Raw genomic sequence first — 19,189 nt, 5'->3', positions numbered from 1 at the left:
GCCCAAGTACCCAAGGCGGGTCAGCTCAACTAAGCTCGATCCCTACGCTGAGAAGCTGGCCACCTGGCTGGGAATCGAGGCAACAAAATCGCGGAAACAGCGGCGCACTTTGAGGCAGATCCACACAGACTCAGCCCAAAAAGGAGAAAACCAAGAACTTATCCACATCGTGAGCACCTTCTGCTCACAAAGAGTGTGGGTCAAAATTCGATGGAAAACTCGGGTCAGACTTCGGTGCAATTCAACACCCGTGCTCTGAACAATCAACTAAAAGATCGTGAGTTGCATAACCACTACGACGAAGTTGCGCATGTAGTCCATCCCAAAATTTCTTATGCGCACCGGCACGAACTGCCGGAACATTTTCGGCAACAACAACTTTTGGCTTGAACTCGTCCGCTACTTGCGCTGTCACATACAACAGCTTATTTCGAGGATCATCTACGTCTCGTTTGCCTGCCGTGGAGAACCCCTGACAAGGGGAACCAGCAAGCAAGATGTCTAAAGAGCTAAACGCGCCTCGCGGTAGCTCAGCTGAACTTAAGTCCGCTTGAAGAGTAGGACAAGCAATGTTCGCGCTGTGAACTGCCAACGCCGTGGCGTCGATATCTATAGCCAGTTTTCCTGTATGTCCTGCCTGCGTAAATCCAAGGTCCAATCCTCCACATCCAGAAAACAGGCTAATAAAGCGGCTCATATCAGAGTACCAAAAGATAGGTACTTCCCTCAAGCAAGAAGCTGACGGAAAATTTCTTGTTTCTATAACCTTCTTTGGACGATTTCATCTGTAGTTAGTTTCTTCGTACACCCATTCACATGCAACTACGCACTACTTGTAAAACGACTCAACCCGCCCTTTGAGCTTGATCATCAGCGGGTTTCCCTTGCGGTCGACCTTGTTGCCCACGGGCACCTTGATCCAACCTTCGCTGATGCAGTACTCGGCGACGTCGTTGCGCTCTTTGTCATTAAAGCGGATGCCGATGTCGTGCTCAAAGATCGCTCTGACGAAGTGTGGGCTGCGCTCGTCGGTCGAGAGGTGGTCAGGCAGCGCTGGGCGCTCTGCTGTTTTGGTTTCTTCGGTCATGGTGTCAAGTAAGGGCTGAGTGGTCGCTTAGACGTCGATGTTGGCGGCGCGCAGGGCGTTCTGTTCAATGAACTCGCGGCGTGGTTCCACTTCGTCGCCCATCAGCATGGTGAAGACGTGATCGGCTTCGATGGCGTCGTCGATCTGTACGCGCAGCAGGCGGCGCACGGTCGGGTCCATGGTGGTTTCCCACAGCTGGGCGGGGTTCATCTCGCCCAGGCCCTTGTAGCGCTGGCGTGCAGTGGCGTTTTCAGCCTGGCCTATCAACCAGGCCATGGCCTGGCGGAAGTCGCCAATCTTTTCTTCCTTCTGGCGCTCGCCCTCGCCGCGCATGACTTTTGCGCCTTCGCTGATCAGGCCGCGGAAGGTGGCGGCTGCATCGGCCAGGGTGGAATAGTCGGCGCCGTGCACAAAGTCTTGTGTCAGCACGCTGCTCTTGACGTTACCGTGGTGGCGGCGGCTGATGCGCAAAATGGGCTTGTCGGTGCGGGTGTCAAACTCGCCGGCCACTTCGGCGGGGGCGCCGGTGGTGTTGAGCTCGCGCAGCTTGGCCTGCAGCGTCACGGCAGACACTTCAGCGTCGGCCACGGTGTCGAGGTTCAGGCTCACGCCGTCGGCAATGGCGCGCAGGGCTTCTGCGTCCATAAAGCCGCGCAGGCGGGCAATCACGGATTCAGCCAGCTGGTGCTTGCGGGCCAGTTCCGCCAGCGTCTCGCCCGTCAATACCGTGCTGCCTTCAGCGCCGGTTTGCACAGACGCATCTTTCAGCGCAATGCGCAGCAGGAAGCCGTCAAGCGCTGCGGTGTCTTTGAGGTACTGCTCTTCCTTGCCGGCCTTGACCTTGTACAGCGGTGGCTGCGCAATGTAGATGTGGCCGCGCTCAACAAGCTCGGGCATCTGGCGGTAGAAGAAGGTGAGCAGCAGCGTGCGGATGTGGGCGCCGTCAACGTCGGCGTCGGTCATGATGATGATGCGGTGGTAGCGCAGCTTGGCAACGTTGAAGTCGTCGGTGCCTGGCGTGCCGCCAATGCCGCCGGCCTTGCCGATGCCGGTGCCCAGGGCGATGATCAACGTCAAAATTTCGTTGCTGGTCAACAGCTTTTCGTAGCGGGCTTTTTCAACGTTCAAAATCTTGCCGCGCAGGGGCAGGATGGCCTGGAATTTACGGTCGCGGCCCTGCTTGGCAGAGCCGCCGGCGGAGTCACCCTCGACCAGGTAGATTTCGCACATGGCGGGGTCTTTTTCCTGGCAGTCGGCCAGCTTGCCGGGCAGGCCCATGCCGTCGAGAACCCCTTTTCTGCGGGTCATATCACGTGCTTTTCGGGCAGCTTCACGGGCGCGGGCGGCCTCGATGATCTTGCCGACGATGATTTTTGCGTCGTTGGGGCGCTCTTGCAGGTAGTCGTGCAGCAGGCGGCTCACGATGTCTTCCACCGGGCCGCGTACTTCGCTGGAAACGAGTTTGTCTTTGGTCTGGCTGCTGAACTTGGGCTCAGGCACCTTCACGCTCAGCACGCAGCACAGGCCTTCGCGCATGTCGTCGCCGGTGACTTCAACTTTTGCTTTCTTGGCCAGTTCGCTGTCGTCGATGTACTTGTTGATGACGCGGGTCATGGCGGCGCGCAGGCCCGTCAGGTGGGTGCCGCCGTCGCGTTGGGGAATGTTGTTGGTGAAGCAGAGTACTTGTTCGCTGTAGCCGCTGTTCCACTGCATGGCAACTTCAACACCGATGTTGGTGCCCTGGTCGCTCTGGCGGTCGCCCATAGCGTTAAACACGTTGGGGTGCAGAACCGTTTTGCCTTTGTTGATGAACTCGACAAAACCTTTCACACCGCCGGCGCCGGCAAAGTCGTCTTCCTTGCCGCTGCGCTCGTCTTTGAGGCGAATGCGCACGCCGTTGTTCAAAAAGCTCAGCTCGCGCAGGCGCTTGCTCAGGATTTCGTAATGGAAATCGTTGTTCTCTTTGAAGATGTCGGTGTCGGGCAGAAAGTGGACTTCAGTGCCGCGCTTGTCGGTGTCGTCCATGACCTTCATCGGCGACACATCAACACCGTTGACTTGTTCGATGATTCGGTTTTGCACAAAGCCGCGAGAGAACTCCATCACGTGCACTTTGCCGTCACGGCGAATGGTGAGGCGCAGCATCTTGCTGAGTGCGTTCACGCAGCTCACGCCCACGCCATGCAGGCCGCCTGACACCTTGTAGCTGTTCTGGTTGAACTTGCCGCCAGCGTGCAGCTCGGTCAGCGCGATCTCGGCAGCTGAGCGTTTTGGCTCGTGCTTGTCGTCCATCTTGATGCCGGTCGGGATGCCACGGCCGTTGTCGGTGACGCTGACGGAGTTGTCGGTGTGGATGGTGACCACGATGTCGTCGCAATGGCCGGCCAGTGCTTCGTCAATCGAGTTGTCAACCACCTCAAACACCAGGTGGTGCAGGCCGGTGCCGTCAGACGTGTCGCCGATGTACATGCCGGGGCGCTTGCGCACGGCCTCCAGGCCTTCCAGGATCTGGATGGAGCCTTCACCATAGGCTTCGGACGCGCCGGCCTGGTTGGTGTCGATCTTGGGCTGGAAATTGGAGCTTCCCTCGCCTGCGGCGCCGTCGTTGACGTTTACCTGATCGGCTTCGTTCGGTGTGTTTTCTTCAGTCATAGCCAGCTTTATTTCCGATCTTTTCTCGAATTGCTTCGATTTCTTCAATCTCTTGAATGACCAAACCCGCGGAGAGTCGCGGGTCTGGTTGTTGGTTAGCGTGTGGTCGGCGCGTTAAATGCGCATCGGCATCACCACGTATTTAAAGGCTGCGTCGTCGGGGATGGTCAGCAGCGCAGAGCTGTTGGAGTCAGCCAGTTCGATCTTCACCATGTCCTGGTCCATATTGGCCAGCGCGTCGATCAGGTAGGTGACGTTGAAGCCGATTTCGATGGCGTCACCACCGTAGTCGATGTCGAGCTCGTCGACGGCTTCTTCCTGCTCGGCATTGTTGGAGGCCACGCGCAGGGTGCCGGGTTCGATGTTGAGGCGCACGCCCTTGAACTTCTCGCTGGTCAGAATGGCTGTGCGCTGCAGGCTGGCCAGCAGGGGCACGCGGCCCAGGGTGATGATGTTTTTGTGGTTCTTGGGAATCACGCGGTTGTAGTCGGGGAACTTGCCCTCAACCAGCTTGGTGACGAATTCCATGCCCTCAAAGCTGAACTTGGCCTGGTTGCCGGCGAACTGCATCTCGATGGCGCCTTCTTTGTCGCTGAGCAGGCGCTGCATTTCCAGAACGGTCTTGCGCGGCAGGATCACTTCCTGCTTGGGCACTTCAACGTCGAGCGTGGCCGAGGAGAACGCCAGGCGGTGGCCGTCGGTGGCCACCAGGCTCAACTGCTTGCCTTCGGCGACGAACAGGATGCCGTTGAGGTAGTAGCGAATGTCGTGCACCGCCATGGCAAACGAAACCTGGTTGAGCAGCTCTTTCAAAACCTTTTGCGGCACAGAGAAGCTGGGGCCGAAATTGGCGGCTTCCTGCACCAGGGGGAAGTCTTCAGCCGGCAGGGTTTGCAGCGTGAAGCGGCTTTTGCCGCCCTTGAGGATCAGCTTGTTCTGCGACGACTCGAGCGAGACGGTCTGGTCGCTGGGCATGGAACGCAGGATGTCGATGAGCTTGCGGGCACCCACAGTGGTGGTGAAGTTGCCGGCGTCGCCGTCGAGCTCGGCGGTGGTGCGGATCTGGATTTCAAGATCGCTCGTGGTGAGCTGCAGCTGGGCGCCAGTTTTGCGGATCAGCACGTTGGCAAGGATGGGCAAGGTGTGCCTGCGCTCAACGATGCCGGCCACCGACTGCAGTACCGACAAAACTTTATCCTGGGTTGCTTTCAGAACGATCATGACTTCCTCTGTATATATCTTTAATTCTTTAATTCAAATTAGTAGTAGTAGATAAGGGTGGCGCCCATCTGTGGATAGTGCCATTTTCCCCTTTTTGATCAACCACTTGGCGTTTGTTTAACCATGTGTTCAGACGCCCCTGAACTGCACTGCTGAATATGAACAACTTTCGATTGTCATCTGCTTCTGTGGATAAGCCATGGGTTGTTCAAAAGTTGTCCCCAAAGTTATTGTGAGGGTGGTTGGGCTCTGTAAAACACCGTGAAAACCGGACGCTAGAGGGTTCGTGGGGTTCATGGGATGCATCGAGGCTGTTCCTCAGCCTTTCAGGGTCTGTTCAAGCACATGCAGCTGCTGGTTGAGCTCTGTCATTTGCTGGCGCTCGGCAGACATCTTGCGCACGGCGTGCAGCACGGTGGTGTGGTCACGCCCGCCAAAGAGCTCACCGATCTCGGGGAGGCTCTTTTGCGTGAGTTCCTTGGCCAGGTACATGGCAATCTGCCGCGGCCGCGCAATGCTGGCAGGCCGCTTCTTGGAATACATGTCGGCCACTTTGATCTTGTAATAGTCGGCGACGGTCTTCTGGATGTTCTCGACGCTGATCTGCCGGTTCTGGATGGAAAGCAGGTCACGCAGGGCCTCACGGGCCAGCTGGATGGAGATTTCCTTGAGATTGAAGCGTGAGTACGCCAGGATCTTGCGCAAGGCGCCTTCGAGCTCACGCACGTTGGAGCGGACGTTCTTGGCGACGAAGAAGGCGACTTCTTCGGGCATGGAGGCGCCCTCGGCTTCGGCCTTGCGGATCAGGATGGCGACGCGCATTTCGAGTTCGGGCGGTTCGATGGCGACTGTGAGGCCGGAATCAAAGCGCGAGACCAGGCGTTCGTGGATATCCGTCAAACCCTTGGGATAAGTGTCGCTGGTCATCACGATGTGCGACTTTTTGGTCAGCAAGGCCTCGAAAGCGTTGAAAAACTCTTCTTGGGTGCGGTCCTTGTTGGCGAAGAACTGGACGTCGTCAATCAGCAGCAAATCCAGGGAGTGATAACGCTCCTTGAATTCATCAAAAGTCTTGCGTTGGTAAGCTTTAACCACATCTGAAACAAATTGTTCAGCATGGATGTAGAGAACTTTGGCGGCGGGGTTGTCCGACAGCAATTTATTGCCGATCGCGTGCATCAAATGGGTCTTGCCCAAACCTACGCCGCCGTAGATAAAAAGCGGGTTGTAAAGCTGGCCCAGGCTGCTGGAAACATGTAACGCCGCGGCCCGGCCCATGCGGTTGGCCGTGCCTTCAATCAGGGTGTCGAAGGTCAGCGCGCTGTTGAGCCGATTCTTGAACGGCGCGCCGGCGGCTTCTTCGGGAACGCCCAGGCCGACGGGTTCAGGAACGCCGGAGCCTTCAAAGCTGCGAACCAGAGAAGAAGACTTGGCGGGCGCTTCGCGCGGAGCAAGTGCTAACTCAAGAGGGATGCTTTGCCCGGAAATTTTCTCAAGCAGGGCCGAAATGCGGCCGGCATACTGGGCGCGAACCCAGTCCAGTTTGAACCGGTTACCCACTAAAACGGTGACTTTGGTGAGGTCGGGAGCGACCTCGACAAGCAGGGGGCGGATCCAGGTATTGAACTGTTGTTCAGGTAATTCCTGGGCCAGGTGGTCGACGCAGCTCTGCCACAAGTCCTGGTTCAGATTTTGGACGGATGCCTCACTCATGGCTGGTTTTGGCTGGGTTGCTGGCCTGGCAAGAGGCGCCCGGCAGCGGTGAGCTGCTTGTGGATATTGTTAATTTTGAGCACCGGCAATTGTAGTCCGGACGAGGAGTTATCCACAAAATAATTGATCCGGGTTTCAACCTATTTTGGGCACTGGTTTGGGGTATGTAGCGACCCGGTTCGCCGCATCTCAGCCTTTACCCCAAATGGGCGGGCTAACTTGTTGCCAGTGTTAGGAAATCTGCGATAATCATGGGTTTCCCTGATTCGCGGCGGGTTTTGCCTGCCTTGAAGACTTGCAGAGATGGTTGTGTTGTACGGCCACCAAGATCATTCGAATCGCCCAAAGCAGTGTGTCTTATAACTAAGGCAAGGTAACGGCAAAGGGGAAAGCTTTGTAGCTGACCGGCTAGTAGGACTCAATCATGAAACGCACATACCAACCATCCAAAGTCAAACGCGCTCGTACGCACGGCTTCCTGACCCGCATGAAAACGCGTGGCGGCCGCGCAGTGATTGCTGCACGCCGCGCCAAAGGCCGCAAGCGCCTGGCCGTATAAGCCTGTTTCCTGCTGGCCATTCGCAGTTTTTTAAACTGACGCCTGGCGCTTGTGCAACGGCTTCAAACCCGACCCCAGTTCCAGGCAGTTCTTGCCGGCGCCATTGTTGCAAAAACAACGCACTTCGCATTGCACCGCAATGCGCTGGACGCAAAGCCCGTGCAAGCTGAGCCAGGCAAGCTGGCTGATGTGATCGCGGCAAAGCCGCTGTTTCCCGTACAGGATGTCTGGCTTGGGGCCATGGTTCCCAAACGCTGGGCCAAACGCGCCGTCACACGTAACGCCATCAAACGACAGATCTACACCGTGAGCGCTGATTTTTCGCATCAGTATCCTCAGGCTGCTTTTGTGGTCCGCTTGCGGCGTGATTTTTCGCGCAAGGAATTCATCAGTGCGACGTCCGAGCAGCTCAAGCTGGCGGTACGCACCGAAGTGCTGGCGCTGATGCAGGCAGGAGCCAAGGCGCCATGAGCTCCGTTTTTGCTGCACTGGCACCTCTTTTCCGTTTGCCGCAAACCCTGCTGATCGGCCTGGTCAAAGGCTATCGCTTGTTGCTCAGCCCATGGCTGGGCTCAGCCTGCCGGTTTGAGCCGACGTGTTCCGCCTATTCACTGCAGGCCCTGCAGCAGCACGGCGCAACAGTCGGCAGCTACCTCACCTTGCGCCGGCTGGTACGCTGCCATCCCTGGTGCGATGGCGGGCACGACCCGGTGCCGCCTGTTCCCCTCTTTTCCCGCCTGGCCACCCCTGTGGCCTCCACCCCTTCTAAAAAGACGCCGTCATGAACGACATCCGCCGCACCATCCTGTGGGTGATTTTTGGTTTTTCCATGGTCCTTTTGTGGGACCAGTGGCAGGTATATAACGGCCACAAGGCGACCTTTTTCCCGTCAGCCACGCAAAGCGCCAAGGCGCCGGCCGCTGGGGCACCTGCGTCTGCACCAGTCGCCGGCGCGGCCGCTTCTTCGGTGCCCACGCCTCAGGCGGCCAGTGCATCGCCGGCAACGCCTGGCGCTGTGCCCATAGGTGCCCCAGTCATCGCCGCCGCGGCCACCAAGGAGCGCGTGGTGGTGAACACCGACGTGCTCACGCTGACCTTTGACAGCGAAGGCGGCACGCTTGTGCACTCGGCTTTTGCCAAATACAAAGACCAGGATCACAAGGACCAAGATTTTGTGTTGCTCGACGAAAGCGCCAACCGCGTTTACGTGGCTCAGACCGGCCTGATCGGCGGCGGCAGCCTCCCCACGCACAAGACCCTGATGACGGTCGTCCCTGGCGAGCGTTCGCTGAAGGAAGGGTTGAATGAGCTGCAAGTCAAGTTCGAGTCCGCCGACGTCGGCGGTGTGAAGCTGGTCAAAATCTATACCCTTAAGCGCGGCGCCTATGACATCGCCGTGCGCCACGACGTCATTAACACTGGCACGGCCGCCATTTCGCCGCAGCTGTACTTGCAGCTCGTGCGCGACGGCAACAAGCCGCCCGGAGAGTCTTCCTTCTATTCCACTTTCACCGGTCCGGCGATATACACCGATGCCAAGAAGTACCAGAAAGTCGAGTTCAAGGAGATCGAAAACAACAAGGTTGACGTCGAGAAGCAGTCGAATGATGGGTATGCGGCCATGGTGCAGCATTACTTTGCCTCGGCCTGGATTCTGGGCGACGGCATCAAGCGCGACCTGTTCTTCCGCAAGGTCGACACCAATCTCTACGCCGTCGGCATGATCACGCCGCTGGACGCGATCGCGCCCGGCGCGACCAAATCCATTGACTCGAAATTCTTTATCGGCCCGCAGGAAGAAAAAACCCTGGAGGCCATCGCACCAGGGCTGGAACTGGTCAAGGACTATGGCTACCTGAAAATCCTGGCCAAGCCCTTGTACTGGCTGCTCGACAAGCTGCACAGCTTTATCCACAACTGGGGCTGGTCCATCGTGGCGCTGGTGCTGCTGCTGAAAATCGCGTTCTACTGGCTCAATGCCAAAGCGTATGCCAGCATGGCCAAGATGAAGGCGATCAATCCGAAGATCATGGAAATGCGGGAGCGCCTGAAGGACAAGCCGCAGGAAATGCAGCAGGCGATGATGAAAATCTACAAGGAAGAAAAGGTCAACCCGATGGGCGGCTGCTTCCCCATCATGATCCAGATCCCGGTGTTCATTGCGCTTTACTGGGTGCTGCTGTCCAGCGTGGAAATGCGTAATGCGCCTTGGATCTTGTGGATCACCGATCTCTCTGCCAAGGATCCGTTCTACATTCTGCCGGTGCTCATGACACTGACAACGCTGCTGCAGACGGCGCTCAATCCCGCTCCGCCCGATCCGATGCAGGCCAAGCTGATGTGGTTTATGCCACTGATCTTCAGCGTGATGTTCTTCGCCTTCCCGGCCGGCCTGGTGCTGTACTGGATCACCAACAACATACTGTCCATCACCCAGCAGTGGGTCATTAACACTCGCATGGGTGTGCCGCCGCAGTTCAACCTGCCGAAGTTCAAATAAGGCGGACACGGAATAAAAATTGGGCCGCTTCGCGGCCCTTTTTCTTGGGAAACCGGCTTTGGCGGCGGCGCTTCTTACCCAGGCGCCAATATCCGGTTTGCCCCTTAACATCTACCACCATGCTGGCCCGACATCACGACCCCATCGTTGCCATCGCCACCGCGCCCGGGCGCGGTGCGGTGGGCATTGTGCGGGTGTCCGGCAAGCACATCGCGCCCGTCATGGAGGCGATTTGCGGCCGCCAGCTTCAACCGCGTCAGGCGACCTACCTACCCTTCAGGGATGCGCAAGGCGTAGCCATTGACCAGGGCCTCGCCCTGCATTTCCCCGCGCCGCATTCCTATACCGGCGAAGACGTGCTGGAGCTGCAAGCGCACGGCGGCCCTGTCGTGCTGCAGCTGTTACTGGCGCGATGCCTTGAGGCCGGTGCGGCACTCAACCCGGTGACAGGCTCAGCGGCCGTACCGGGGCTGCGCGTGGCGCAGCCGGGCGAGTTCACCGAACGTGCCTTCCTCAACGACAAGATCGACCTGGCGCAGGCTGAGGCGATTGCCGACCTGATCGACGCGAGCACGGAAACCGCGGCGCGATCGGCCGCACGTTCAATGTCGGGTGAATTCTCGCTGGCGGTCAACACGCTGCTGGAGCAGCTGATCCATCTGCGCATGCTGGTCGAAGCCACGCTGGACTTCCCGGAGGAAGACATCGACTTCCTGCAGAAGGCAGACGCACAGGGCCAGCTTGAGCGCCTGCAGGTGACGCTGGCCGGCGTGATGCAGCGCGCAGTGCAGGGCGCCTTGCTGCGCGAAGGCATCAAGGTGGTGATCGCAGGCCAGCCGAACGCCGGCAAAAGTTCGCTGCTCAATGCGCTGGCCGGTGCTGAACTCGCCATCGTTACCCCGATTGCCGGCACCACACGCGACAAGGTTTCGCAGCTGATCCAGATTGAAGGCGTGCCGCTGCATGTGGTGGACACCGCTGGCCTGCGCGAGGCACTCGACGAAGTGGAAAAAATCGGCGTCGAACGCGCGTGGGCTGAAATCGCCAGTGCCGACGCGGTGCTCTTCCTGCATGACCTGACCCGGCATGCCGCCGATTACCTGGCCGCCGACGCACACATCGCAGAAGTATTGAGCCGTGAACTGCCGCGCAACACGCCCATCATCGACGTCTGGAACAAGTCGGACGCGGCTGGCGCGGACGTGCTGGGCACCATCAGCGGCGGTGTTCTGATCTCCGCCAAAACCGGCGACGGCCTGCAGGCGCTGCGCAGGCAACTGCTGCACGTCGTGGGCTGGCAGGCCGCACCTGAAGGTGTGTTCATGGCCCGCGAACGCCACGTGCGTGCCCTGCAGCAGGTCGCCGAACAACTCGGGAGAGCCCATGCGCAGATTCGCGCGGGGCACCCTGCCCTGGACCTGCTGGCCGAAGATTTGCGCCAGGCGCAACTTCACCTCAGCGAGATCACCGGTGCGTTCACACCGGACGACTTGTTGGGCGAAATTTTTTCCAGATTCTGTATTGGAAAGTAGTAAACCGGCGACAGGCGGGCCCCGTCTGGGGACAAGCGGCGCCATGCCGCGAAAAACGCACCAAAACGGTCAAAAAAGGCCTTCTGTCGAGGGGAAATTACAACTCCGGATTTCCTGTATCAGGTGTAAGGGGCCGTTAACATCTCTTGCGGGCCGTGTAGTGCGAAGGTATCTTCCGTCCCACTATGAACGCTCCACTACCTGCCGCCATCCGTTTTGACATTCAGGGCCTTGCCCAAGCAATTCTTCACTGCCACGCCAGTGACGCATTGCGCTGTCAATTCAACCAGCCGCATTGGGACATCCTGGCCAGCTACATGCAGCCTTTCGCCCTCAACAGTGGCCAGGTGCTGATGGAACAGGGCGCGCTGGATCGCACGCTGTATTTTGTGGAAAGCGGCACGCTGAGCGTTCATTACGAAGATGAAAAAGCCCGCGTGCGAATGGCACTGGTGGGTGCAGGTACCGTGCTCGGTGAAGGCGCGTTCTTCTCGCACATGCCGCGTAGCGCCACGGTCCATGCGTCTACACCCTGCAAGCTTTGGTGCCTCACCCCGATGCGGTTCCTTGAGCTGGCAAACCGCCACAGCCCCATTGCATTGGAGCTGACCATGGCAATGGGGTCGGTCATGGCCAAACGACTTTATAACCGTCCCAAGCGCGTCGCGGTGACCTGAGTGTCGACCCTTTCTCGGGTCCATTGGCATCATCAGACAACTGACTCCCTGCCGTAATACTTTCGGGCGTCACAGGTGTTCTCAAAAACGTGACGGGCGTGATTTTTTACCAGACAGTTGTACGGGTGTTTCGATAAAGTCGGCCACAGGATTTGCTGCTAAACAACAGCTGAACCGTTTGCGCTATTGCTTACAGATTCACTCCGTGCATTGACGGAAAATAAAGATTCATCACGAGAACATTGCCCATGTCTTTTTTAAACTGGTTTTCCGATAAACCGCAGCAAGCCGGTGCGGCTGCGAATGACGAACAAAGACGCGCGTCCGCCGCACGTGACAAAGGCGCTGCGTCCGTACCCCAGCGACTCTCCCCCGAACAACCTGCTCCCGCCGATTCCGGCAAGCTCAAGCGTCACGCCCGCCGCGAGCAGTTGTACGTAGCAATTCGTGAGGCCATGACCCGCTCCGGCGTGCTCTCGGCCAGCTACAAATTCAAAGTTCTTTCGCTCGACCAGAGCGGCAATGAATTCCTGGTCATGATGGACCTGGCAAAAGCATTCGGCGGCACGTCCGAGCAATTGAGTGGAATTGAGGCATCGATCACACAGCACGCCAAAGCGCGCTTTGAGATCACGGTACCCGCTGTGTACTGGCGTCTGGAGGAAATGGCGGTCGTGGTCAAACAGGCCCCGACGCCACCGCAGGCCGTGCAAGCACCTGTTGTACCAGCACCCGTTGTACATGCACCCGTAGTAGCACACGCTGAAGCCAATGTAGAAACCCGCGCGCCCGTGCCCGTCAAACCCGCAACACCACGGTATGAGCCTATCCAGGCCGACGAGGTTGCCGCCTTTAAACAAGCTTTGGTTGCTGCGTCTGCACAAGGCCCCGCAGTTGCGCCGGAAAAAGGGGTCAAAGTGCAAAGCGGCCCGCGCTCACGTTCATACACCCTGTTGACGGGCTTTGAAGACACCGAAATGCCACCGGAATTCAGCACGTCACCAGCGCTGAGCAGCACGCAGTATGGCGATTTGAACTAGGCAGCTTCAAATTTAAGACAAATCGGCTTCAACCCAATGGCAGCGGGCGCAAGCAGCTATAAAAGTTATAGCTGAGTCCGCTCTCTCCGGGCAGTTTCCAGAACTGCATCCGGCGGCTCAATGCCCCGAAAAGTCGATCAAGGTGAACAGCGGCAGCCCTGCTGCCCGCAATTTTTCTGACCCACCGAGTTCGGGCAGGTCAACAATCGCCGCACCTTCGGTGACGGTGGCGCCCAACTTCTCCAGCAGTTTCTTGCCGGCCATCATGGTGCCGCCCGTGGCGATCAGGTCGTCGATCAGCAGCACCCGGTCGCCGGGTTTGACCGCATCGGTATGCAGCTCCACGGTGGCGCTTCCATATTCGAGCTCATAGGTTTCCTGCACGGTCGTGAAGGGCAGTTTGCCTTTTTTGCGTATCGGCACAAAGCCAACATTCAACTCGTAGGCGATGACGGCGCCGAGGATGAACCCGCGCGCATCCAGCCCTGCCACGATGTCGGGACGGAGCTTGCCGTCCATGTAGCGGTGCACAAAAGCGTCGATCAGCACGCGAAAGACCTTGGGGTTCTGCAGCAGCGGCGTGATGTCGCGAAACTGCACGCCGGGGGCCGGCCAGTCGGGCACGGTGCGGATATGGTTCTTCAGGTACTGGCCGACGGTCTGGTGAGTGAGGCTGTGCAGGTCAGGCATGGCGTGTCCAGGGGTGGGTGGCGCCCATATTGTGCCGTCAGTGCCTGCGCCGAACGCTTCACGCGACGGGCGGCCCCCTGCTCAGTTGATACGGCCGCGCAGGAGCTTCTCTTCGGCCATGGCCAATGCCTCGGGCTTGCCTGACAGCACCAGCGTATCCCCGCCCTCCAGCAATGTTTCGTCATGCGCGGCCACGGCCTTGCCATTGCTGCGGCGCAGGCTGACCACACGCACGCCGCCGGCGCCCAGTGCCACCGCACCCAGGGGTTTCCCGGCAGACCTGGTGCCCAGCGGCAATGTGACGTTTGACAGGCGCTCCTGCTCGAGCTCGTTCACGGTGTCGTCGTCGGCGCCGCGAAAGTAGCCTCGCAGCAGGTTGTACCGGGCGTCACGTTGATCCTGCACGACGCGGATCACACGGCGCATGGGCACCCCCACCAGCGCCAACGCATGGCTGGCCAGCATCAGGCTGCCTTCGATGGCCTCCGGCACGACCTCTGTCGCGCCGGCTGCCTGGAGTTTTTCCAGGTCGTGGTCGTCTACCGTCCGCACAATCACCGGCACGGTCGGCGCGTGGGCGCGTGTGTTGGCCAGCACTTTGAGGGCGCTGGCTGTGTCGAGATAAGTTACCACCACGGCGCTGGCCCGGGCCAGCCCGGCGGCCATCAGGGCCTGGAGCCGCACTGCATCACCGAACACCACCGAATCGCCTGCGGCTGCGGCCTGCCGTACCCGGTCGGGGTCGAGGTCGAGCGCCATGTACTGGATGCCTTCGCGCTCCAGCATGTGACCCAGGTTCTGGCCGCAGCGGCCATAGCCGCAGATGATCACGTGTTTGTTGGCGTTGATGGACTTGCGCGCGATGGTGGTCATTTGCAGCGATTGCTGCAGCCACTCGCTGGAAACCAGCTTCATCACAATGCGGTTGCTGTACATGATGATGAAAGGCGTTGCCAGCATGGACAGCACCATGCTGGCCAAAATGGGGTTTAACAGCGCGGGGGGCACCAGGTTGCCCTGCTGGGCCAGCGTGAGCAGCACAAAGCCGAATTCGCCCGCCTGGGCAAGGTACAGGCCGGTGCGCAGCGATACGCCGGCTGTTGCACCCAGCGAACGCGCCAGCGCGGTAACCAGCACCAGCTTGAAGAGAACAGGCAACGTCGTCAGCAACAGCACCAGCGGCCATCGTTCCAGCACCAGCCGCCAGTCCAGCAGCATGCCGATGCTGATGAAGAAAAGGCCCAGCAAAACATCATGGAAGGGCCGAATGTCGGTTTCGACCTGGTGCTTGTATTCCGTCTCGGAGATCAGCATGCCGGCGATAAACGCGCCCAGCGCCAGGCTCAGCCCGGCGCGCTCGGTCAGCCAGGCCAGCGCCAGCGTGACCAGCAGCAGGTTGAGCACGAACAGTTCTTCGCTTTTGCGCCGTGCCACGATGGTGAGCCACCAGCGCATGATGCGCTGCCCGCCGGTGAGCAGCAGCCCCACCAGCACGGCCGCCTTCAACCCCGCGATCGCCAGCGCCATCAGGAGCGCATCGGCGGGCGCCCCCAGTGCCGGAATCAGCACGAGCAACGGCACAACGGCCAAGTCCTGGAACAACAGCACGCCCATAACGCGCTTGCCGTGTTCGGATTCGAGTTCAAGTCGCTCCGACAGCAGCTTGACCACAATGGCGGTGCTGCTCATGGCGATGGCACCGGACAGCGCCAGCGCGGTCTGCCAGCCCATCTTCCAGAGACCGGGGGCCATGCTGGCAAGGAACAGCGAGCCCACCGTGGCCAGCACGATGGTCAGCGTAACCTGCAGCAGGCCCAGGCCAAAGACGTGACGCCGCATGGAGCGCAGCTTGGGCAGGTTGAACTCAAGCCCGATCACGAACATCAGAAACACCACGCCGAACTCGCCCAAATGCCTGACGCCGTCGGAATTTTGTGCCAGCGCCAGCGCGTTGGGCCCGATGACCACGCCGACCGCCAGGTAACCCAGCATGGGCGGCAGCTTGAGCGAACGGCATGCCACCACACCCAGCACAGCAGCCAGCAGGTACAGCAGGGTCAGTTCAAGCGCGCTCATGCGTTGATGGTAGCCGAGGATATTGCATGGCCTTGACCAATTGCAGGCGGCAAAGGCCCATTCGCGCGGGGGTTGGCCGGCGGGATGGGGCCTGCCCGCCTCTATAGAATGCAGCCATGAGCCTTGACGCCGTGAATTTTGATGCCGAACAGGTGCTGAGCCTTGCCAGGAAGACTTTTGAAATAGAAGCCGCCGCTGTGCTGGGCCTGGTGGGACGGCTGGGCAATGAGTTTGCCCAGGCCGTGGAGTTGATGCTGCAATGCCGCGGCCGCGTGGTTGTCATGGGCATGGGAAAAAGCGGCCATATAGGCCGCAAGATTGCCGCCACACTCGCCTCCACCGGAACACCTGCCATGTTTGTGCATCCGGCCGAGGCCAGCCACGGCGACCTGGGCATGATCAAGGCCATCGACGTGGTGCTCGCAATTTCCAACAGCGGCGAGAGCGCCGAGTTGACGATGATCCTGCCGGTGTTAAGCCGTCAGGGCGTACCGTTGGTGGCAATTACCGGGGGCGCACAGTCCACGCTTGCCCGGCAAGCACGGGTGACGCTTGACAGCAGCGTGGCGCAGGAAGCCTGTCCGCTCAATCTGGCGCCGACGGCCAGCACGACCGCGCAGCTCGCCCTGGGTGATGCGCTGGCCGTCGCCCTGCTGGATGCGCGCGGTTTCAAGGAAGAAGACTTTGCGCGCTCCCACCCGGGCGGTGCACTCGGCCGGAAGCTGCTCACGCATGTCAGTGACGTGATGCGCAGCGGCGATGCGGTGCCGCAAGTGCTGGCCGACACCAGCTTCACCGACCTCATGCGTGAAATGAGCGCCAAGGGACTTGGGGCTTCTGCGGTGGTGGACGGCAGCCGGCGGGTGCTCGGTATATTCACCGACGGCGATTTACGCCGGCTGGTCGAAAAAGGCGTGGACCTGCGTAGCAGCAAGGCGGGCGACGTGATGCGCGCCAATCCGCGCACGATACAGCCGGATTCGCTGGCTGTCGAGGCTGTGGCATTGATGGAGCAGTACCGCATCACCAGCGTGCTGGTTGTGGACGACGCAGGGGTGTTGTGCGGGGCGCTGAATACCAACGACCTGATGCGCGCAAAAGTGATATGACGCTCGCACCCGTTATCTGGCTTGCGGTGAAACGATAGATGCTTACTCCAACACTGAGCTTTCCGCCTGAACTGCTGCTGCGCGCGCAGGGCATCAAGGTGGCATTTTTTGACGTCGACGGTGTACTCACGGATGGTGGCCTGTATTTTTCCGAATACCCCGACGGCCATGAACTGGCTGTGGTGTCGGGTGGTTATCGCGCTTCGGGCGAGATCGTCAAACGGTTCAACACGCTGGACGGCCATGGCCTCAAGCTGCTCCAGAGGGCCGGCATTACTCCCGCCGTCATCACCGGGCGCGATAGCCACGTGCTGCGCGCACGTTTGCAGGCACTCGGCATCACCCATGCCCATTTCGGTACGGAGGACAAACGCCCGGCCGCCGAGCTCACGCTGCAGGCCCTGGGGCTGGACTGGAGCGCTGCCGCAGCCATGGGTGACGACTGGCCCGACCTGCCCGTGCTCTCCCGTGTGGCATTGAGCTGCGCGCCGATCAATGCGCACGCGGAGGTTCGCGCGATGGTCCACCACGTGACACAAGCACCTGGTGGCCATGGCGCCGCACGCGAGTTCTGTGATGTGCTGCTGGTTGCCAGCGGACGTTATACCGGGCTGCTTCAGGAGTACAGCCAGTGAGCACTGCGGTGAAAAGCGGCGGCGCCTTGCTGCACCTGAAAAACGTGTGGCGACGCTTTCTGCGCGTGTGGGACAGCATGGCCATTTACATGCCGCTGGTGATGATGGGAGTGCTGGCGCTGGGTACCTACTGGCTTGTGCGCAACACCCCGATCTTCAGCACGCCGGAAGTGGCCAGGGAGGCGAGCCACGATGTGGACTATTTCATGCGCAAGTTCACCGTCAAGACGTTTGACGACGGGGGCCAGCTCAAGAGCGAAATTTATGGGACAGAGGCCCGGCATTTCGCCGACACCGACATCCTGGAAATTGACCAGGTGCGCATCCGCAGCATTAATGTGGAAAAGCGCATCACGACGGCTACCGCCAACCGGGCCTACACCAACGGTGATGGATCGGAAGTGCAGTTGACGGGCAATGCGGTGGTGGTCAGGGAGGCGAGCCAGGATGCGAATGGGAAGGAAACGCCGCGCATGGAATTTCGCGGTGAGTTTCTTCATGCCTTCCTGAATGACGAGCGCGTGAAGTCGCACAAACCGGTGCTGCTGATTCGCGGCACCGACCAGTTCACCGGTGACACCTTTGCCTATGACAACCTCGACCAGGTGGCTGACCTCAAAGGACGTGTCCGCGGCATTCTCGTCCCGCGTTCTGCGGCCAGCGCTGCAGGTGCTGGTAGCTTGCCCACTCTCACGCCTGCACCACCCGTCAATCCGGCAAGCAGCGCGCCGGCGGGCCGCTAGCACGGCACTCTCTAATCAACGACTGCCCACCATGTCCAGACTCGTATTCATCACCGGTGCTTCCAGCGGTATCGGGCAGGCATTGGCACTGCGTTTTTATTCTGCAGGCTATCGGCTGGCGCTGGCTGCCCGCAGAACCGCCGAGGTCCAGGCCTGGGCGGAGACCCACGCCATCAGTGCGAGCCGCTACCAGGTCTACGGCGCAGACGTATCCGACATCGACAGCATTGTGTCCGCCGGCGAGGCTTGCATCGCGGCGCAGGGCGTGCCCGATGTGGTGATTGCCAATGCCGGTATCAGCATCGGCATGGACTCCGCGGTGCGTGCTGACCTTGAGGTCATGGCCCGGACTTTTGCGACCAACAATATCGGTGTCGCAGCCACCTTTCATCCGTTCATCGCCGGCATGGTTTCGCGAGGCACAGGAACACTGGTTGGTATTGGCAGCGTGGCCGGCATACGGGGCCTTCCCGGCCATGGCGCCTATTGCGCGAGCAAGGCTGCAGTCATCGCCTATTGCGAAAGCCTGCGCGGGGAACTGCGCCCCAGTGGCGTGAAGGTGGTGACGATTTGCCCAGGTTACATCGACACGCCGCTGACCCGCGAAAACCGCTATGCCATGCCGTTTCTGATGAAGGCCGAGGTATTTGCCGAAAAAGCGTTTGCCACCATCCAGGCGGGGTGCAGCTACCGGGTGATCCCCTGGCAAATGGGTGTGGTGGCCAAGCTGTTGCGCCTGCTGCCCAATGCGGTGTTCGACAAGGCTTTGTCTGGCCGCGCACGCAAGCATCGCCAGGGCGAGGGCTGAGAGCCGGGCGCTTTTGCGCGCTGCGCTATCAAAACGGGAGCTGCTCGCGCCCGTGAGTTGGGCGCTACAAAGCAAAAAGGCTTCAAAACCGAAGTCTTGAAGCCTTTTAAGCGCTCTTCAACCAGAGGCTGAAGAGGGGGTTCTGCA

At 59.8% G+C, this 19,189-nt stretch carries 18 protein-coding genes; 11 read left to right on the top strand and 7 right to left on the bottom strand.

Annotation, left to right across the window (positions count from 1 at the left end):
• Positions 1-241: 241 nt before the first annotated feature.
• The 5 genes from AC1DZE_RS22615 to dnaA all read right to left on the bottom strand — a co-directional run bounded on the left by AC1DZE_RS22615 (position 242) and on the right by dnaA (position 6,673).
• Positions 242-697, bottom strand: a complete 456-nt coding sequence (locus tag AC1DZE_RS22615; protein WP_477700572.1) for a DNA cytosine methyltransferase — start codon at positions 695-697, stop codon at positions 242-244.
• A 132-nt stretch (positions 698-829) separates the two neighbouring features.
• The gene (locus tag AC1DZE_RS22610; RefSeq protein WP_092129824.1) at positions 830-1,087 is read right to left on the bottom strand and encodes a DUF3297 family protein; all 258 of its coding nucleotides are present in this window, start codon (positions 1,085-1,087) and stop codon (positions 830-832) included.
• 27 nt (positions 1,088-1,114) lie between these two features.
• Positions 1,115-3,739 (bottom strand): DNA topoisomerase (ATP-hydrolyzing) subunit B, encoded by a 2,625-nt coding sequence (gyrB, locus tag AC1DZE_RS22605; RefSeq protein ID WP_477700571.1) that lies wholly within the window; start codon positions 3,737-3,739, stop codon positions 1,115-1,117.
• A gap of 114 nt (positions 3,740-3,853) precedes the next feature.
• The gene (gene dnaN / locus AC1DZE_RS22600; protein WP_457281892.1) at positions 3,854-4,960 is read right to left on the bottom strand and encodes a DNA polymerase III subunit beta; all 1,107 of its coding nucleotides are present in this window, start codon (positions 4,958-4,960) and stop codon (positions 3,854-3,856) included.
• A 318-nt stretch (positions 4,961-5,278) separates the two neighbouring features.
• Positions 5,279-6,673 carry a chromosomal replication initiator protein DnaA gene (dnaA, locus tag AC1DZE_RS22595; RefSeq protein ID WP_457281893.1) on the bottom strand — a complete coding sequence of 465 codons (1,395 nt, stop codon included), beginning with the start codon at positions 6,671-6,673 and terminating at the stop codon, positions 5,279-5,281.
• A gap of 424 nt (positions 6,674-7,097) precedes the next feature.
• Between dnaA and rpmH the strand changes: the two genes are divergently transcribed.
• The 7 genes from rpmH (at position 7,098) to AC1DZE_RS22560 (ending at position 12,981) form a co-directional block, all read left to right on the top strand.
• Complete coding sequence (gene rpmH / locus AC1DZE_RS22590; protein ID WP_007862708.1) at positions 7,098-7,232, top strand: 50S ribosomal protein L34; 135 nt, start codon at positions 7,098-7,100, stop codon at positions 7,230-7,232.
• Positions 7,233-7,283: 51 nt separating this feature from the next.
• Positions 7,284-7,703 (top strand): ribonuclease P protein component, encoded by a 420-nt coding sequence (locus AC1DZE_RS22585; RefSeq protein ID WP_477650022.1) that lies wholly within the window; start codon positions 7,284-7,286, stop codon positions 7,701-7,703.
• Positions 7,700-8,017 carry a membrane protein insertion efficiency factor YidD gene (yidD, locus tag AC1DZE_RS22580; protein ID WP_477670432.1) on the top strand — a complete coding sequence of 106 codons (318 nt, stop codon included), beginning with the start codon at positions 7,700-7,702 and terminating at the stop codon, positions 8,015-8,017. Before AC1DZE_RS22585 ends, yidD begins: the two co-directional genes overlap by 4 nt.
• The gene (yidC, locus tag AC1DZE_RS22575; RefSeq protein WP_477672670.1) at positions 8,014-9,732 is read left to right on the top strand and encodes a membrane protein insertase YidC; all 1,719 of its coding nucleotides are present in this window, start codon (positions 8,014-8,016) and stop codon (positions 9,730-9,732) included. Before yidD ends, yidC begins: the two co-directional genes overlap by 4 nt.
• 119 nt (positions 9,733-9,851) lie before the next feature.
• Positions 9,852-11,264 carry a tRNA uridine-5-carboxymethylaminomethyl(34) synthesis GTPase MnmE gene (gene mnmE, locus AC1DZE_RS22570; protein ID WP_477672669.1) on the top strand — a complete coding sequence of 471 codons (1,413 nt, stop codon included), beginning with the start codon at positions 9,852-9,854 and terminating at the stop codon, positions 11,262-11,264.
• Between the two features lie 185 nt (positions 11,265-11,449).
• A complete protein-coding gene (locus AC1DZE_RS22565) occupies positions 11,450-11,941 on the top strand; it encodes a Crp/Fnr family transcriptional regulator (RefSeq protein ID WP_122954706.1) in 492 nt (163 codons plus the stop codon).
• 248 nt (positions 11,942-12,189) lie between these two features.
• Positions 12,190-12,981: a hypothetical protein gene (locus tag AC1DZE_RS22560; RefSeq protein WP_477670435.1), complete on the top strand. Its 792-nt coding sequence runs from the start codon at positions 12,190-12,192 to the stop codon at positions 12,979-12,981.
• A 117-nt stretch (positions 12,982-13,098) separates the two neighbouring features.
• Here the strand turns inward: AC1DZE_RS22560 and AC1DZE_RS22555 are convergent, their stop codons facing one another.
• Both AC1DZE_RS22555 and AC1DZE_RS22550 read right to left on the bottom strand, forming a co-directional pair.
• Positions 13,099-13,671, bottom strand: a complete 573-nt coding sequence (locus AC1DZE_RS22555; RefSeq protein WP_457281899.1) for an adenine phosphoribosyltransferase — start codon at positions 13,669-13,671, stop codon at positions 13,099-13,101.
• An 81-nt stretch (positions 13,672-13,752) separates the two neighbouring features.
• The gene (locus AC1DZE_RS22550; RefSeq protein WP_477670436.1) at positions 13,753-15,747 is read right to left on the bottom strand and encodes a cation:proton antiporter domain-containing protein; all 1,995 of its coding nucleotides are present in this window, start codon (positions 15,745-15,747) and stop codon (positions 13,753-13,755) included.
• A 116-nt stretch (positions 15,748-15,863) separates the two neighbouring features.
• Between AC1DZE_RS22550 and AC1DZE_RS22545 the strand changes: the two genes are divergently transcribed.
• From AC1DZE_RS22545 to AC1DZE_RS22530, 4 genes are all read left to right on the top strand, one after another.
• Positions 15,864-16,856: a KpsF/GutQ family sugar-phosphate isomerase gene (locus AC1DZE_RS22545; RefSeq protein ID WP_477670437.1), complete on the top strand. Its 993-nt coding sequence runs from the start codon at positions 15,864-15,866 to the stop codon at positions 16,854-16,856.
• A gap of 38 nt (positions 16,857-16,894) precedes the next feature.
• Entirely contained in the window at positions 16,895-17,491 is a 597-nt protein-coding gene (locus AC1DZE_RS22540) for a KdsC family phosphatase (RefSeq protein WP_477700570.1), read from the top strand.
• 77 nt (positions 17,492-17,568) lie between these two features.
• Positions 17,569-18,234 (top strand): LPS export ABC transporter periplasmic protein LptC, encoded by a 666-nt coding sequence (gene lptC, locus AC1DZE_RS22535; protein WP_477673904.1) that lies wholly within the window; start codon positions 17,569-17,571, stop codon positions 18,232-18,234.
• A 31-nt stretch (positions 18,235-18,265) separates the two neighbouring features.
• Positions 18,266-19,042 carry an SDR family oxidoreductase gene (locus AC1DZE_RS22530; protein ID WP_477673902.1) on the top strand — a complete coding sequence of 259 codons (777 nt, stop codon included), beginning with the start codon at positions 18,266-18,268 and terminating at the stop codon, positions 19,040-19,042.
• Positions 19,043-19,189: the final 147 nt, after the last annotated feature.

The sequence above is a fragment of the Polaromonas sp. P1_F1 genome, from assembly GCF_056405795.1.
Note: the sequence above shows the minus strand (reverse complement) of the source record. Positions and strands in the feature narration are given on the sequence as shown.

Bases quoted from the DNA above. Each gene is read 5' to 3' on its own strand.
- AC1DZE_RS22615 (WP_477700572.1), bottom strand. From the start codon at position 697: ATGAGCCGCTTTATTAGCCTGTTTTCTGGATGTGGAGGATTGGACCTT.
- AC1DZE_RS22610 (WP_092129824.1), bottom strand. From the start codon at position 1,087: ATGACCGAAGAAACCAAAACAGCAGAGCGCCCAGCGCTGCCTGACCAC.
- gyrB (WP_477700571.1), bottom strand. From the start codon at position 3,739: ATGACTGAAGAAAACACACCGAACGAAGCCGATCAGGTAAACGTCAAC.
- dnaN (WP_457281892.1), bottom strand. From the start codon at position 4,960: ATGATCGTTCTGAAAGCAACCCAGGATAAAGTTTTGTCGGTACTGCAG.
- dnaA (WP_457281893.1), bottom strand. From the start codon at position 6,673: ATGAGTGAGGCATCCGTCCAAAATCTGAACCAGGACTTGTGGCAGAGC.
- rpmH (WP_007862708.1), top strand. From the start codon at position 7,098: ATGAAACGCACATACCAACCATCCAAAGTCAAACGCGCTCGTACGCAC.
- yidD (WP_477670432.1), top strand. From the start codon at position 7,700: ATGAGCTCCGTTTTTGCTGCACTGGCACCTCTTTTCCGTTTGCCGCAA.
- yidC (WP_477672670.1), top strand. From the start codon at position 8,014: ATGAACGACATCCGCCGCACCATCCTGTGGGTGATTTTTGGTTTTTCC.
- mnmE (WP_477672669.1), top strand. From the start codon at position 9,852: ATGCTGGCCCGACATCACGACCCCATCGTTGCCATCGCCACCGCGCCC.
- AC1DZE_RS22565 (WP_122954706.1), top strand. From the start codon at position 11,450: ATGAACGCTCCACTACCTGCCGCCATCCGTTTTGACATTCAGGGCCTT.
- AC1DZE_RS22560 (WP_477670435.1), top strand. From the start codon at position 12,190: ATGTCTTTTTTAAACTGGTTTTCCGATAAACCGCAGCAAGCCGGTGCG.
- AC1DZE_RS22555 (WP_457281899.1), bottom strand. From the start codon at position 13,671: ATGCCTGACCTGCACAGCCTCACTCACCAGACCGTCGGCCAGTACCTG.
- AC1DZE_RS22550 (WP_477670436.1), bottom strand. From the start codon at position 15,747: ATGAGCGCGCTTGAACTGACCCTGCTGTACCTGCTGGCTGCTGTGCTG.
- AC1DZE_RS22545 (WP_477670437.1), top strand. From the start codon at position 15,864: ATGAGCCTTGACGCCGTGAATTTTGATGCCGAACAGGTGCTGAGCCTT.
- AC1DZE_RS22540 (WP_477700570.1), top strand. From the start codon at position 16,895: ATGCTTACTCCAACACTGAGCTTTCCGCCTGAACTGCTGCTGCGCGCG.
- lptC (WP_477673904.1), top strand. From the start codon at position 17,569: ATGGCCATTTACATGCCGCTGGTGATGATGGGAGTGCTGGCGCTGGGT.
- AC1DZE_RS22530 (WP_477673902.1), top strand. From the start codon at position 18,266: ATGTCCAGACTCGTATTCATCACCGGTGCTTCCAGCGGTATCGGGCAG.